This is a genomic window from Shewanella halotolerans (genome assembly GCF_019457535.1).
GTDB lineage: Bacteria > Pseudomonadota > Gammaproteobacteria > Enterobacterales > Shewanellaceae > Shewanella > Shewanella halotolerans.
The window spans coordinates 1278666-1294266 of record NZ_CP080417.1 but is presented as its reverse complement, the minus strand read 5'-3'; the positions used below and the strand labels follow the sequence as shown (position 1 = coordinate 1294266).

At 56.9% G+C, this 15601-nt stretch carries 9 protein-coding genes; 7 read left to right on the top strand and 2 right to left on the bottom strand.

All coding sequences use genetic code 11. The features are described from left to right. Positions 1-397: 397 nt before the first annotated feature. From K0H81_RS05690 to olsF, 3 genes are all read left to right on the top strand, one after another. Entirely contained in the window at positions 398-1753 is a 1356-nt protein-coding gene (locus tag K0H81_RS05690; protein ID WP_220060191.1) for a YjiH family protein, read from the top strand. A gap of 250 nt (positions 1754-2003) precedes the next feature. Beyond that, on the top strand, positions 2004-5684 hold the full coding sequence (locus K0H81_RS05685) for a two-component regulator propeller domain-containing protein (RefSeq protein WP_220060190.1): 3681 nt from the start codon (positions 2004-2006) through the stop codon (positions 5682-5684). A gap of 125 nt (positions 5685-5809) precedes the next feature. Beyond that, positions 5810-7564 carry a bifunctional ornithine lipid synthase OlsF gene (gene olsF, locus K0H81_RS05680; protein WP_491573768.1) on the top strand — a complete coding sequence of 585 codons (1755 nt, stop codon included), beginning with the start codon at positions 5810-5812 and terminating at the stop codon, positions 7562-7564. Between the two features lie 215 nt (positions 7565-7779). Here olsF and dapE read toward each other — a convergent pair whose 3' ends face one another. After that, complete coding sequence (gene dapE / locus K0H81_RS05675) at positions 7780-9069, bottom strand: succinyl-diaminopimelate desuccinylase (protein WP_220060188.1); 1290 nt, start codon at positions 9067-9069, stop codon at positions 7780-7782. A gap of 199 nt (positions 9070-9268) precedes the next feature. Between dapE and K0H81_RS05670 the strand changes: the two genes are divergently transcribed. Beyond that, positions 9269-9697, top strand: coding sequence for a CBS domain-containing protein (locus K0H81_RS05670; protein WP_144203784.1), 429 nt, complete (start codon positions 9269-9271; stop codon positions 9695-9697). A 128-nt stretch (positions 9698-9825) separates the two neighbouring features. Here the strand turns inward: K0H81_RS05670 and K0H81_RS05665 are convergent, their stop codons facing one another. Beyond that, positions 9826-11184, bottom strand: coding sequence for an NCS2 family permease (locus K0H81_RS05665; RefSeq protein WP_144203785.1), 1359 nt, complete (start codon positions 11182-11184; stop codon positions 9826-9828). A gap of 508 nt (positions 11185-11692) precedes the next feature. On the opposite strand from K0H81_RS05665, the gene torE reads away from it, so the two are divergent. The 3 genes from torE to torA are packed head-to-tail and all read left to right on the top strand — an operon-like array spanning position 11693 to position 15572. Continuing rightward, entirely contained in the window at positions 11693-11863 is a 171-nt protein-coding gene (gene torE, locus K0H81_RS05660) for a trimethylamine N-oxide reductase system protein TorE (RefSeq protein WP_144203786.1), read from the top strand. A 31-nt stretch (positions 11864-11894) separates the two neighbouring features. Continuing rightward, positions 11895-13073: a pentaheme c-type cytochrome TorC gene (gene torC, locus K0H81_RS05655; RefSeq protein WP_220043057.1), complete on the top strand. Its 1179-nt coding sequence runs from the start codon at positions 11895-11897 to the stop codon at positions 13071-13073. Between the two features lie 12 nt (positions 13074-13085). Continuing rightward, positions 13086-15572: a trimethylamine-N-oxide reductase TorA gene (torA, locus tag K0H81_RS05650; protein WP_220060187.1), complete on the top strand. Its 2487-nt coding sequence runs from the start codon at positions 13086-13088 to the stop codon at positions 15570-15572. Positions 15573-15601 lie beyond the last annotated feature (29 nt).

The window sequence follows — 15601 nt, the reverse complement described above, 5'->3', positions numbered from 1 at the left end:
CATATTTCTGACACGGACTGAATAAAATCTCAACAAAAATCATACATGAGAATCATAGCTCACCTTCACTAAAGGGGTATCTCTCAGACTAAACGGCGCGCCGCCACGCAACACCCAAGCAACAATTGCACAACCTTGTTTTCAAAGGAGTTTAACCAATATTTACCTAGCCTAGACCTTGTTAATTTAGGTACAATATAAATAGTCATAAAGTGCTAATAACTATGCTGCGGCGGTGAAACGGTTCACCAAGCATTATAATCGTTTTACATCACTGGACTTAGGGGGTAACCTTCCCCGCTTATCTCATGAATGGATATTCAGAGTGTATTGATTAACGGATCTTTGAGTAGATGGCTACCCATGCTTGGGAAGCAAAGAATAAAGGCTAAATAAAGTGGCTGAAAAACAAACCCATAACATTAAAACCGTGCTGACGTTTCTAGTCCCTTCCATTATCGGACTGTTGCTCTTCATGACCCCCATTAGCTATCAAGATGCCATCACGATCCCCATCGCCATCGTATCTAAGGGGCTGCAAAATCTATTGGGCGATAGCATTGTCGCCATAGTCACCGCCATTGTGGTGCTCACCGCTGTCGCAACTCTCATCAGCAAGGCGGCAAAACCCGCGATACTCAATCGCTATCCCTTCTTTCGTGCCCTGCTCGATGTCAGCCCCATGTGGACCCTGGTGCGCGTGCTGGGTGCCATCTTCATCGTACTGACCTTTACCGGCACTGGGCCCGAGGCGATTCACTCGGGCAATACAGGCGCACTGGTGCTCAACGACCTGCTGCCCGTGCTATTTTGCGTGTTTATCTTTGCTGGCATGCTGCTGCCGCTGCTGCTTAACTTCGGCCTGCTGGAGCTGTTCGGCACCCTGCTGACCAAGGTAATGCGCCCAGTGTTCAACCTGCCGGGACGCAGCGCCATCGACTGTATGGCCTCCTGGCTGGGCGATGGCAGCGTCGGCATTCTGATGACCAGTAAGCAATATGAATCCCGTTTCTACACCCAGAGAGAAGCGGCGGTGATCGGCACCACCTTCTCGGCAGTCTCTATCACCTTCTCGCTGGTGGTGATCTCTCAGGTTAAGCTCGAGCACCTGTTCGTGCCCTTCTATCTGACCGTCTGTCTGGCCGGTGTGGTCGCGGCCATCGTTGTGCCTAAGCTGCCCCCGCTCTCTTGGAAGAAAGATCACTACATAGACGAAACCCCGCGTCATCCCGACGACGAGGTGATCCCACATGGTAAGGGCGTCTTCGCCTGGGGCCTGGAGCAGGCGCTGACCAAGGCGGCCAAGGCCGATGGCATGGGTCATACCCTGAAAGATGGCCTGAAGAACGTGATCGACATGATCTTCGGCGTGATCCCTGTGGTCATGGCCATAGGTACTGTCGCCCTGATGATCGCGGAATACACGCCTATCTTTAACTATCTCGGCATGCCATTCATTCCGCTGCTTGAGCTGCTGCAGGTGCCGGAAGCCGCCGAGGCCTCAAAGACCATAGTGGTGGGCTTTGCCGACATGTTCATCCCGTCGATCCTGGCCAGCTCCATCGAGTCTGACATGACCCGCTTCATCATCGCCGCCATGTCGGTGACCCAGCTGATCTACATGAGTGAAGTGGGCGCCCTGCTGATCGGCAGCAAAATCCCGGTCAATATCGTCGAGCTGTTTGTCATCTTTATCCTAAGAACCCTGGTCACCCTGCCAGTGATTGCAGGTGTTGCCCACCTTATCTTCTAAGGCTGAGGCGTTAGCTAAAAAAGGGCAGCTCAGGCTGCCCTTTCTTATGGCCGCAATGGCACATTATCTTATTCATTCAACTCGCAATTTCCCCAAAGACTTCTAAACTTAAACACTCAAGCAGCGCTCATTGTATCGGGATTTACGCGGCTGTTTTTCGCCCCCCATCCCCAAAAACTGAGCGCCAAATCGCCCCCTAGATCACAAGGGCCAAGTTATGACTTGCAAACACACGAGTTGGCGCGCCTAGATGAGAACACTCATTCTCTCACTCATGCTATTGCTACTGGTGAGCCAGCCCAGCCTAGCCTTCAGCTATCAGCCGCAGTTTGATTCCTTCGGCGCCAAGGAGGGGCTGTCGATGAATACGGTCACAGATATCGTCAACGATAAGGAGGGACATCTGTGGATCGCCACCCAGGCCGGGCTCAACCGCTACGATGGCAAGCGTTTCAAGATCTTCGACACCCGGGGGGATAACCGCGGCCCCTCGGCCAAATATATCAAGAAGCTGCATTTCAGCCGCAGCACCCTTTGGCTCATCACCCGCAACGAAGGGATCAACCGCTATCATGCCGACAGCGGCATCTTCGAGCCCTTCAACGCCAGTAACAGCCCGCTGCCCGATGATATCGTAGACCTCGATGAAGACGCTCAGGGTAACCTGTGGATCGCCACCGCCGACAATCGCCTGCTCTACTTCTCCCCCGCCAGCAACAAGCTGCTGGCGACCCTGGACAGCAGCACGACCCAGGGACTACCCAGCGGGCGCATCAACACCCTGTATCGTGACCGACAGGAGAGGCTCTGGATAGGCACCCTCAACGGGCTCGCCAGCCTCAAGCAGACTGAAGATGAGATTAGCGTCACCCAATACGCACCAGAGGTGCTGCGCGGCGTCTCTGCCATCGAGGCGGGTAAGAGCAACACCCTCTGGGTCGGCACCCAGACCCGCGGCCTGTTCCTGCTGGATATCACCAATGCTCAGGCCATGGCGATCGCCGCCGTGCCCGCCAGTCCCGCCTTCTCCATCTCAGCCCTCAGGCGGGATAAGTTCGGCAGCCTCTGGATAGGCTTTCGCGCCCAGGGGCTGGCCAGATACAACCCCAGCCGCAACGAGATCCACAGGCTCAACGCCTCAGCAGAGAACCGCTACAGCATCAACAGCCCAGTCATCACCTCGCTGTGGATAGACAACGAGCAGCAGCTGTGGATCGGCAGCAAGGGCGGCGGCCTGAGTAAGACCTTTCTCGACGCCCAATATTTCGGCCATATCCATGGTTTTAGCTTCAACGACAACAACCTGCTCAACGTGGATATTCGCAGCCTGCTGGAAGACAGCCAAGGCACCCTCTGGGTCGGCACCGCCAGCGGCGTCTACCAGGGGCTGAAAAATTCCAGGGGCGAGCTAACGGGCTTCACCCCCTTTCATGTGCAAAACCCCAGCCTGAGTCAGGCCTTCATCAGCTTTATCAAGGAGGATGCGCTAGGTCAGCTGTGGATAGGCACCCGGGGCGATGGCCTCTTCATCTATACCGCAGACAAGCAGAGCTACATTCACTATCTGGCCGATGCCAAGAGCCCCAACAGCCTGCTCAGCAATCAGCTCTATTCGCTCTATTTCGACAGGCAGGGGACCCCCTGGATCACCAGCAGCGATGGCGGCATCGCCAGATACGCCGGCATAGCCACAGGCTTCATTGCCGTGCCCCTGCCCATCAAGACGGTCACCGACATGCTGCAAGACGACGACGGCAACTACTGGCTCACCTCCTCCAGCGACGGCCTGCTGAGGCTCGCGGCCAATGGCGATATCACTCACTTCGCCAGCCACACACCTCATGCCTTGCCCAAGCAACACCTCTTCTCCATTATCGCCGATGATAACCACAGCCTGTGGATCGCCAGTAACGAGGGGTTACTGCACTTCAACACCCAGGACTTCAGCAGCCGACTGCTTACCACGGCGGATGGCCTGATCGACGACACCATCTACCTACTGTTTGCCGATCAGCGCCGTCACCTCTGGCTAGGCACCACCAAGGGGTTAACTCAGCTCGACCCGGGCAGCCTGAAGACCACCAACTACACTGATATCGACGGCATACAGGATAACGAGTTCAACTTCGGCGCCGCGGCGCTTGGGCGTAACAACACCCTCTATCTTGGCGGCGTCAACGGCTTTAACCACTTTAATCCGGCCCAGCTGCCCCGCCGTCAGCCGCCGACCCTACCGGTGATCACAGATCTCTTTGTGCTGGGTCAGGCCCAAGGGCTACCCGACATGGACAAGGGCACGCCAAGACTGCCCCCTTCGCTGGCGCTGCCCCATACCGCCGATATCTTCTCGCTGCACTACCACAGCCCGGATCTGCACAATGCCTCCCGGCTCAGCTATCAGTACCGCCTGCTTGGGCTCAACGACACCTGGATCGCTGGCTCGCCGGAGCAGGTCGCCTACTTCACCGGCCTCAACCCGGGCAACTATCTGTTTGAGATCCGCGCCAAGGATATCAACCAGCAATACAGCCCCATCAGGCGCCTCAAGATCATGCTGGAGCCCGCGCCATGGCAATCCCCCTTCGCCTACACCTTATACTTCACCCTGACCCTGATGCTGGTAAGCTTTATTTTTTATCGCAAGTGGTCCCAGTATCAGCAACAGGCTGCCCTGCTGCACGAGGTGGCCCAGAGCGAGCAGCGCCTGCAGCTAGCCCTGTGGGGCAGCGGCGATGAGTTTTGGGACTGGAATATCGTTCATGGCAACGCCACCCGTACCAACACCTTCCTCAAGTATCCCGAGCAGGAAGAGGAGCTTAAGAAGACCATAGCCACCTGCGTCCACCCGGACGACATCCCCAAGGTGTCGCGGGTCGCCAAGGAGTGCATCAACGACCAGATAGACAAGTTCTCCCTCACCTATCGCGGCCTGGCGCCCGACGGCGAGTGGCTCTGGGTGCTCAATCGTGGTCAGGTGGTAGAGCGTGACGAGGCGGGCAAGGCGGTACGTATCGCGGGAACCATCAAGAACATTCAGCAGCAAAAAGAGACGGAGCACGCCCTGCGCGAGCTCAATCAGCGTCTGGAGCAGCGCGTCAACGAGCGCACCCTTGAGCTGCAACAACGCAACGACGAGCTGAAACACACCCTGGACGAGCTGGAACATACCCAGGGCGAGCTGATGGACAAGGAGAAGATGGCAGCGCTGGGCGGCCTGGTGGCCAGTATCACCCACGAGGTCAATACTCCCATAGGGATCAGCGTCACCGCCGCCTCCCACCTGCAGGAGAGCGTCAAACACTTCGATCAGCTCTATCGCCGCGGCGAGATCACCGAAGAGGATTTCGAACAGTATCAGAATGAAGTGGCCGAGTGCTGCCGACTGATCCTGGCCAATCTGGAACGCGCCTCAAAGCTTATCGCCAGCTTCAAGCAGGTCTCTGTGGATCAGTCCCACGAGGATGTACGCGAGTTCGACCTGCATACCTATCTGGATGAGATCTTCATCTCTCTCAACCCCATGCTGTCACGCACGCCCCATGAGTACAGCTATCAATGTCCGGAGAAGCTGATCATCCAGAGCACCCCGGGGGCTTTCTACCAGATCGTCAGCAACCTGTTCAACAACTCGGTGATCCACGCCTACCCAGATGGCAAATCTGGTAAGCTCAGCCTGGACGTCGCTCGAACCGACCAGGGGATCTGCATCACCTATCAGGACGATGGTTGCGGCATGTCCCAGGAGGTTCAGGCCCAGGTGTTCCAGCCCTTCTTCACCACCAAGCGCGGCAAGGGCGGCAGCGGCCTGGGGATGAACATCGTCTCCAACATAGTCACTCAGGTCCTCAAGGGCGAGATCAGCATAGACTCCCAGGAGGGGCGCGGCAGCACCTTCATCATACATTTGCCCGACAGCCTGATCGTCCGCTAGGCGTCATCTGGCTGCAATAATTTGTTCATCTCTTAGTCAAACTCCCCTCTTACTCTGGCGCTATGGATAGGGTGTCTCCATCACGGGCACCATCCCTTACACAGCGAGCAGACCCCATGCAAAAGATGATTTTCACCGTAGACGATGTGGTTGCCAACAACCTGCCCAAGCTCAATCAGAGCCCCTGGCTGGCGACCCCCACCAAGGCGCTGCTGCGCTATTTCCTGATGGAAAAGGAGTGCCATGCCATCACCCAGGAGTTCGATTACCTGGAGGGGGTAGACTTTATCGAGCAGGTCCTGGCCAGCTTCAACTTCACCTACAGCGTGCCCAGCACAGAGGTGGAGAATATCCCCAGCGAGGGCCGGGTGGTGATCTATGCCAACCACCCTATCGGCTCACTGGACGCCCTGGCGATGATCAAGCTGATCAGCAAGGTGCGCCCGGACATCAAGGTGGTGGCCAACGAGCTGCTGATGGCCCTGGAGCCGCTGCACTCCATCCTGCTGCCGGTGCGTAACATGACGGGCGGCACCCCCAAACAGCATCTTGAGAAGATCCACCAGCACCTCAAGAGCGAAGGTGCCGTGCTGATCTTCCCCTCCGGCGAGGTGTCACGCCTGCGCCCCAACGGCGTGCGGGATCTGCACTGGCACAGCGGTTTTCTGAAGATCGCCAAGGCCTGTCAGGCACCGTTGCTGCCCATGTTTGCCGATGCCAAGAATTCGGCCACCTTCTACGGTGCCTCGATGATCTACAAGCCCCTTGCCAGCCTGCTGCTGGTCAAGGAGATGTTCAAGCAGGCCAAGCGCACCATGCCCCTGCGCATAGGTCAGCTGATCCCCAAGGAGGTGGTGGCCAGCAGCGACTTCCCGCTCAAGACCCAGGTGAAACTGCTGAAGAATCATCTCTATCGCATCGGCAGGAACCGCAGCCCCCTGTTTAAGACCCAGAATGCCATCGCCCACCCTGAGTCGCGCAGCGATCTGATCGAGGCCCTGTCCCAGTGCGAGCTGCTGGGCCAGACCCATGACGAGAAACTCATCTATCTCTACCGCCACAAGCAGAGCAATCCCATCATGCGTGAGATAGGCAGACTGAGAGAGATCGCCTTTCGCGCCGTGGGTGAAGGCAGCGGCAAGCGCCGCGACACAGACAAGTACGACGCCGACTACCTGCATCTGGTGCTCTGGGATCACAAGGCGCTGGAATTAGTCGGCGCCTACCGTTTCGCCAGCGCCAAGAGCCTCTACCAGGATGAGCACAAGGGCCTCTACAGCCAGTCGCTGTTTCAGTACCGCGACGAATTTTCCCCCTACTTCGAGCAGGGGCTGGAGCTGGGGCGCAGCTTCGTGCAGCCTAAGTATTGGGGCAAACGCAGCCTGGATTACCTCTGGTTCGGCATAGGCGCCTTCCTCGCCAAACACCCACAATATCGTTACCTGTTCGGTCCCGTCTCCATCAGCGACGCCCTGCCGGAGCAGGCCAAGGCGATGTTGGTCTACTTCTACCAGACCCACTTCTGCCCGGTGCAGGAGCTGGCGCACGCCAACAGCCGCTACAGCTTCACCCCAGAGCAGCACGAACAGTTAGATAGCCTCTTCCCCGGGGAAGACTATCAGGCGGAATTTAAGTTGCTCAAGCAGGCGCTTGCCAGCATGGGCGCGGCCGTGCCCGCCCTGTACAAACAATATGGCGAGCTGTGCGACGGTTTAGGGGTGAGTTTCCTCGACTTCGGCATAGATGCCGAGTTTGGCGACTGCATCGATGGCCTGGTGCTGGTGGACACCCACAAACTCAAGGCCAAGAAGCGCGCCCGCTACATAGACTGCCACCTGCCCGAGCTCAACACGGGCGGCGAAGACAGCCCGTTAAAATAGAAATAGCAATGGCACTAGTAATAGCGCTAGCGGCTATCTTCAAGCAATAAAAAGACGCCCCAGAGCGTCTTTTTTATTGCAAGCTTTTGTGGATTGGTTTTGCGACAAGCTTTTGTGAATTTGTTTTGCGACAAAGGCTGGTGAGTTAGTTTTACCAATAGCTTTGGCGGACTCTCAATTAACATCAGCCCAAGCCACCAAACTTAACTATTTATCTAGTCATGAAAGCGCGTCAGCAGGGCGCGATAGATGCGATACAAGCGCACTATCTGCGCCAGCTCCACCCGCTCGTTGACCTGATGTATGGTGCGATTGGGAAGCCCCAGCTCGATCACCTGAGTTTGGATTGATGACAAAAAACGTCCGTCTGAGGTGCCCCCCGAGGTGGAGAGGCGCGGAAAGCTGGCGGTGACCTCGAAGATCGCCGCCTCCACCTGGGCGATCAGGCTCTGGCCATCGTTTTCCTGGGTATGATAGGGCTGACAGCCACGCTCCCAGCGCAGACTGATGGCATCCTCCCCCAGAGAAAGCCCGTCGAGACAGGCCTGGATCCGCGCCATGATCCCCGCCTCGCTGTAACGATAGCTGTAGCGTATGTTGAAGCAAATTTCACAGCTACCCGGGACGATATTGTCGGTAAACGCCCCCGAATCCACATGGGTCACCTGCAGGCTGGTGCCGGGAAAGTCGTCGCTGCCCTCATCCCAACTAAGGGCTTCTAGCGCCTGCATCACCCGCGCCGCCATATGCAGGGCGTTGACGGCGTTCTTGGGATAGGCCACATGCCCTTGCTTGCCTTTGAGCGTTAGCCGGGCCGAGATGGCGCCGCGACGGCCAATCTTAATCACATCGCCCGCCTGCTTATCGGCGGTCGGCTCGGCCACCACACAGTACTTGGGCAGACGGCCCTGAGCCTTAAGGCGCTCCACCAAGATGCGGGTTCCATGTTCCGCCTCGCCCTCTTCGTCGCTGGTGACGATAAACTGCCAGTTGGCCTTAGGCAGACCATGACAGGCAATATGATCCTCGACCGCCGCCAGCATCACCGCCAGGCCTGATTTCATGTCCACAGCGCCGCGGCCAATCAGCATGCCATCCACTAAGGTGGCGGCAAACGGCGGCGTCTGCCAGCGGCTCAGTTCCCCGGGCGGCACCACATCCGTATGCCCCGCCAGCGCCAGCTGCGCCGGGCGCTCATCGAAGGAGGCCAGCAGGTTGCTCACCCCTTGATCCTGATAGTGACTGACGTCAAAACCTATTGCCGCAAGCCTTTCCCCCAGCCACCGCTGGCAACCGGCATCTTCCGGGGTGATAGACGGGCGGCGCATCAGCTCACGGCAGTAACGCACCGCCTTGTGCTGGCTAAGATCTTCCAGGCTTAGCTCTTCCCGGCGTAGCTCTTCCTGGCTTAGCTCGCCTTGATGATGCCTGCCTTGTGAGAGCTGAAAATGACTGGAATCAACATAGAAAGGGTCGGACTGGCTGGTCTGGGATGCCAATGGCATGGATTTCATCTTTTTGCCCTGATACTAAGATAAACCCAATCATTAAAGGGCAAACCCATGACATTTATGTGAAATTTAGATGGTCATTTGTTGAACATTCATTTATCTGTTATAACTGGAAACAGGGTGAACATTCACCAAAGTCACTGAGAACCTTACAAAACTCAGTTAACCTCCCCCTAAGTCTCAGGAGTCTGCCATGGCAACACGGGTATCGGAGATCATGAGCACCAGGGTCGTCACCATAGAGATGGACGACAGGCTTACCATAGTCAAAGAGATCTTTGACAGCGCCCCCTTTCATCATCTGCTGGTGATCGAGAACGACAGCTTGCAAGGCGTACTATCCGAACGCGACTATCTGCGCACCCTCAGCCCCCATATCGGCAGCATAGGCGAGACCGAGCGTGATAGCGACACCCTGCAGCGCCGCGCCCATCAGGTAATGAGCCGGGATCCCATCACCATAGCCCCCGAGGCCGACATCAAAACTGCCGGGCAACTCATGCTGGCCCACGACATCGGCTGCCTGCCCGTGATGGCATTTAGCAAGATAGTGGGCATCATCACCTGGAAAGATCTGCTAGGTGCCTTCTGCCATGATGAGCTGTGCCCCGAACAGGACTAGTGCTCACAAGTATTGAAAAATGAGTTACTCAATTGCCTTGCTTATCAGCCTCGATCGACAGCCTTAAACGACAAACCCAGGTCAATTGACCTGGGTTTGTGTTATTTGAGCTGCTGATTCGATACGTTCTAGATAGCCCAGCCGCCCATATAGAAGACCACCAGGCCGATAGTGATGGCTAACACACCGGGTTTCAGGGCGCGCCATTCACCGCTGGCCAGACGGCCAACCACTAGGGTCACGAAGCCCAGCATGATACCGGTAACGATATTACAGCTGAGGATGATGAACACGGCGCAAGTCAGACCCGCCATGGCATCGACCTTGTCGTCGAAGTTCAGCTTGGTCACGTTGCTCAGCATCAAGAGGCCCACATACATGAGCGCCGGCGCCGTGGCGTAGGCCGGCACCAGGTAGCTAAGCGGCGCCAGGAATACCATCAGCAGGAAGAGCACGCCGACGATTGTCGCCGTCAGGCCCGTCTTACCACCGGCCGCGGTACCCGCCGCCGACTCGATGTACACGGCCGCCGGCGCGCCGCCCACGGCGCCTGCGAAGATGCTGCTCATGGAATCTGAGGTCAGCGCCTTACCGCCGCCAACGATATTGTCTTTCTCATCCAAAAGTTCGGCCTGACCGGCCACCGCGCGAATGGTACCTGTGGCATCGAAGATCGCCGTCATCACCAGCGCCAGCACAATAGGCAGCACCACAGGGTTGAGGGCGCCCATGATATCCAGCTGACCGATAAGCGACTTGTCTGACATCAAATCAGGCAGGGCGAATAAGCCTTGGTAGGTCACGCTCGGGTCGAATGCCAGGCCAAATACCGACAGGGCGATGATCACCAGCAGAATGCCGCCGGGTACGCCGCGGCGCTCCAGGCCTATGGTGGCCGCCAGGCCAATCACTGTTGCGATGACAGGCAGGCTATGAATATCGCCAAGCTTCACCGGCAGGCCAGCGTCGTTGGCGACGATCAGATGCACACTATTGGTGGCGATCAACAGCAGGAACAGGCCTATGCCTATGCCGGTACCGTGAGCGATCCCCTTAGGCAGGTTGGTCAGTACCCACTGACGCACGCCTGTGACACTCACCAGGGTGAAGACCACGCCCATAAGGAAGATGGCGCCCAGGGTCACGGGAATCGAGATCCCCTGGCCCAGCACCATGCTAAAGGCGGTGAAGGCGGTCAGTGAGATGGCGCAGCCAATCGCCATCGGTAGATTAGCCCACAGCCCCATCAGCAGCGAGCCGAAGGAGGCAATCAGACAGGTGGCCACGAAGACGGCGCCGGGATCGAAACCGGCGGCGCCCAGCATGTTTGGCACCACGATCACCGAATAAACCATGGCGAGGAAGGTGGTTAAGCCGGCAATCACCTCTTGGCGCAGCGTGCTGCCGCGAGCGGTGATGGCAAAATAACGGTCAAGCAGGGAGCTTGCAGGTACAGCGGGTGCAGCGAGAGTCTGTTCAGACTTCATAGTAGTTACCTTTTTTGATCTCTTAATTTGGAAGGCTGTGGCAAGTTAGAGCCCCACGACAGATGTCTGTGGGTGAGAGATCCACTGAGTACTTATTGGTGTACCTTACGTGACCTGCAGATCGGTAACCGAGGAGATACCGACCTTTTAAGGTAAGCAAACACTTACCCATAACACAGCCTTTGTTGGCGGCGCATTCTACAGCAAAGACTGTGACATAAACTAGAGCAAGCTAACAATTCGCCAAACTTTTGTTCAACTTTCGCGCGAAGGCCTTTTTAGCCTGAGATACCGCGACAACCATGGGACATCCACTCAAGAGAAAACTCAGTTAACTCATTAAATATCAGCCAGTTATAAATAAATTCTTCGCCATCAAGTCGTCAGGCTCAGTTTTATTCATATTTTTTCATAACTTGTCACCCTTGGTTCATGCCAGGCAGCACCCCCATTCACATCCCTCCTCTACCATGCAGCCATGGACAAAGATCAACTAAGAGAGTCTGTCATGCCATCACACCCAATAAGCGAAACACGAGATCAGGATAAATCCAAAGAGCTCAAAGCCCTCGGCTTCATCATAGTGCTGCTCTTCCCGATGCTGACCGTCACAGGCATCAGCGCCTATGGCTTCATCATCTGGATGATCCAGGCCTTCGGCGGCGTCGTCGCCCATTAACCCCATTACCAACTTGAGAAAGGATGTTGCTATGAAGTGGTTTATCACCCTTTGGCGTACCCTCAACAAACCCGCCAAAACCCTCACCCTTGGCGCCATTAGCCTATCAGCCTTCCTGATGGGCATCATCTTTTGGGGTGGCTTCAACACCGCCCTGGAGGCGACCAACACCGAAGCCTTCTGCATCAGCTGCCACAGCATGGAGAGTAAACCCTACCAGGAGCTGCAAAGCACAGTGCATTGGTCGAATCACTCAGGCGTGCGGGCCACCTGCCCCGACTGTCACGTGCCCCACAACTGGAGCCGTAAGATAGGCCGCAAGATAGAGGCGTCACATGACATGTGGGGCTGGCTGCTACAAACCGTCAACACCGAAGAGAAGTTCGAGGCCAAACGTCTGGAGATGGCGAGCCGCGAGTGGAAACGATTCGATCGCGACAACTCACTCGCCTGTAAGAACTGCCACAACTATGACTCGATGAAGTGGGACGAGATGTCAAAGCTGGCCCAGAAGCAGATGAAGCGCGCCGCCGAGTTAGATCAAAGCTGCATCGACTGCCACAAGGGGATCGCCCACAAGTTGCCAGACATGGGCACCTCACGCGCTCCTGAGCTTATCGCCCAGGTGGGTTCTGGCGAGAGCAGTCTGTTAGTCGGTGAAAGCTACTTCAGCGCCCTGACCAAGCCACTGTTCTTCAACGAGAAGACAGACGTCGAGGCGGGCACACTCAACATCGCCACTAAGGTGAAGGTGCTTGAGGTCAAGGGTCAACGCGCCAAGGTAGGTATCGACGGCTGGCGCAAGAAGATAGGCGCAGGCCGAGTGATCTACTTCGATTTCGGCATGAATATCCTCTCGGCACAACTGTCGAAAGATGCCGCCCTGGAGCCTGGCGTAATGCAAGTGTTCGAAGAGCAGCAAGACCCACTCACCGGCCTGATCTGGCAGCGCGTCGAGGCGCAGATCTGGGTGGATGGCGACTATCTGGTGAAAGACCTGCAACCACTCTGGGACTACGCCCGCGACACCTATTCCAGTAGCTGTAGCGTCTGTCATACCCAGCCCGATGAGGCGCATTTCGACGCCAACACCTGGCCCGGCATGTTTCAGGGAATGATCGCCTTCGTCAACATGGATCAGGACACCCAGGCACTGGTACAGAAATACCTGCAAGAACATTCATCGACTTTTGCCACCTCAGCGCACTAACAGGATAGCATCATGAACAGAAGAGATTTTCTAAAAGGCCTCGCCGCCAGCTCCTATGTCACCCTAAGCGGCTCATCGCTGTTGGCACCGCTCAACGCCCTGGCCAGCGCAGGGACAGATGAAGTGTGGAAAACCACGGGCTCCCACTTCGGCGCCTTTAAGATGACTCGCAAGAACGGCGTCATCGATAAGGTGATCCCCTTCGACCTGGATAAATACCCCACCGATATGATCAATGGGGTCAAGGGACTGGTCTATAACCCATCCCGCGTGCGCTACCCTATGGTGCGCCTCGACTTCCTGCTCAAAGGGCACAAGAGCAATACCTTAGAGCGCGGTGACTACCGTTTCGTACGCGTCACCTGGGACAAGGCACTGTCGCTGTTTAAGGACTCACTCGATGAGATCCAGACCAAGTATGGCCCCTCGGGGCTGCATGCGGGCCAAACCGGCTGGCGCGCCACGGGTCAGCTACACTCCTCCACCAGCCATATGCAGCGCGCGGTAGGAATGCACGGCAACTTCGTCAAGAAGGTCGGCGACTACTCCACCGGCGCCGGACAGACGATTCTTCCCTACGTGCTCGGCTCCACCGAGGTCTACGCCCAGGGCACCTCCTGGCCGCTGATCTTAGAGCACAGCGACACCATAGTGCTCTGGTCAAACGACCCCTATAAAAACCTGCAGGTGGGCTGGAACGCCGAGACTCACGAGTCTTACGCCTATCTGGCGCAGCTCAAGGAGAAGGTGGCCCAGGGCAAGATCCGGGTGATCAGCATAGATCCCGTGGTCACCAAGACCCAAAAGTACCTGGGCTGCGAGCAGCTCTACATCAACCCACAGACAGACGTGGCCCTGATGCTGGGTATCGCCCATGAGATGGTGAGCCAGAATCTGCACGACAAAGCCTTCATCGACGGCTACAGCCTGGGCTTCGAGGAGTTTCTCCCCTACCTGCTTGGGGAGAAGGATGGCGTCGCCAAGACCCCAGAATGGGCCAGCCAGATCACTGGCGTGAGCGTCGAGATCATTAAAGATCTGGCCAAGGTAATGACCAAGGGCCGCACCCAGATCATGATGGGCTGGTGTATCCAGCGTCAGCAACATGGCGAGCAGCCTTACTGGATGGTGGCGGTACTGGCCACCATGATAGGCCAAATCGGCCTGCCGGGCGGCGGCATCAGCTACGGCCACCACTACTCCAGCATAGGCGTACCATCGTCGGGAGCAGCGGCGCCGGGCGCCTTCCCACGTAACCTGGATGAGGGCCAAAAGCCACTATTTGACAGCACAGACTTCAAGGGTGCCAGCAGCACCATACCAGTGGCGCGCTGGATAGATGCCATCCTGGAGCCGGGCAAGACGATAGATGCCAACGGCAGCAAGGTCACCTACCCCGACATCAAGATGATGGTGTTCTCGGGCAACAACCCCTGGAACCATCACCAGGACAGAAACAAGATGAAGCGCGCCTTCCACAAGCTGGAATGTGTGGTCACCATAGACGTGAACTGGACCGCCACCTGTCGCTTCTCAGACATAGTGCTGCCCGCCTGTACCACCTTCGAGCGCAACGACATAGACGTCTACGGCAGCTATGCCAACCGCGGCGTGTTGGCGATGCAGAAGATGGTCGAGCCCCTGTACGAGAGTCTGTCGGACTTTGAGATCTTCACTCGCTTTGCGGCGCTCATGGGTAAAGAGAAGCAATACACCCGCGGCCTAACCGAGATGGATTGGCTAAGAAAGCTCTACGACGAGTGTAAGGCCGCTAACGCAGGTAAGTTCGAGATGCCAGATTTCGACACCTTCTGGCAGCAGGGCTATGTGCACTTCGGTGAAGGAGAGAATTGGACACGCCACAGCGATTTTAGGGATGACCCTGAGATCAACCCGCTGGGCACGCCATCAGGCCTTATCGAGATCTTTAGCCGTAAGATCGCCCAGTTTAACTACGACGATTGCCCCGGCCATCCAACTTGGATGGAGAAGAGCGAGCGCAGCCACGGCGGCCCTGGCTCAGACAAGTACCCCATCTGGATGCAGTCCTGCCACCCGGATCAGCGTCTGCACTCACAGATGTGTGAATCCCAGGAGTACCGCGAGACCTATACCGTCCAGGGACGCGAGCCTGTCTACCTCAATCCGCTGGACGCTAAGGCTCGCGGCATCAAGGATGGCGATCTGGTGCGGGTGTTCAACGACAGGGGCCAGCTACTGGCGGGCGCCCGGGTATCGAACCGCTTCCCTCAGGGCGTGATCCGTATCCACGAGGGTGCCTGGTATGGTCCAGTGGGCAAGGATGGCAGCAAGCAAGGCGGCAACGAGATAGGCGCCCTGTGCAGCTACGGCGACCCCAACACCCTGACTCAGGATATCGGCAGCTCTAAGCTGGCACAGGCCTGCGCCGCCTACACCTGTCTGGTGGAGTTCGAGAAGTTCAGCGGTAAGGTCCCAGAAGTCAGCGCCTTCAGCGGCCCCATAGAGATCAGCCGCTAAAATAAGCTAGCGGTCAAAGGAGAATTAAG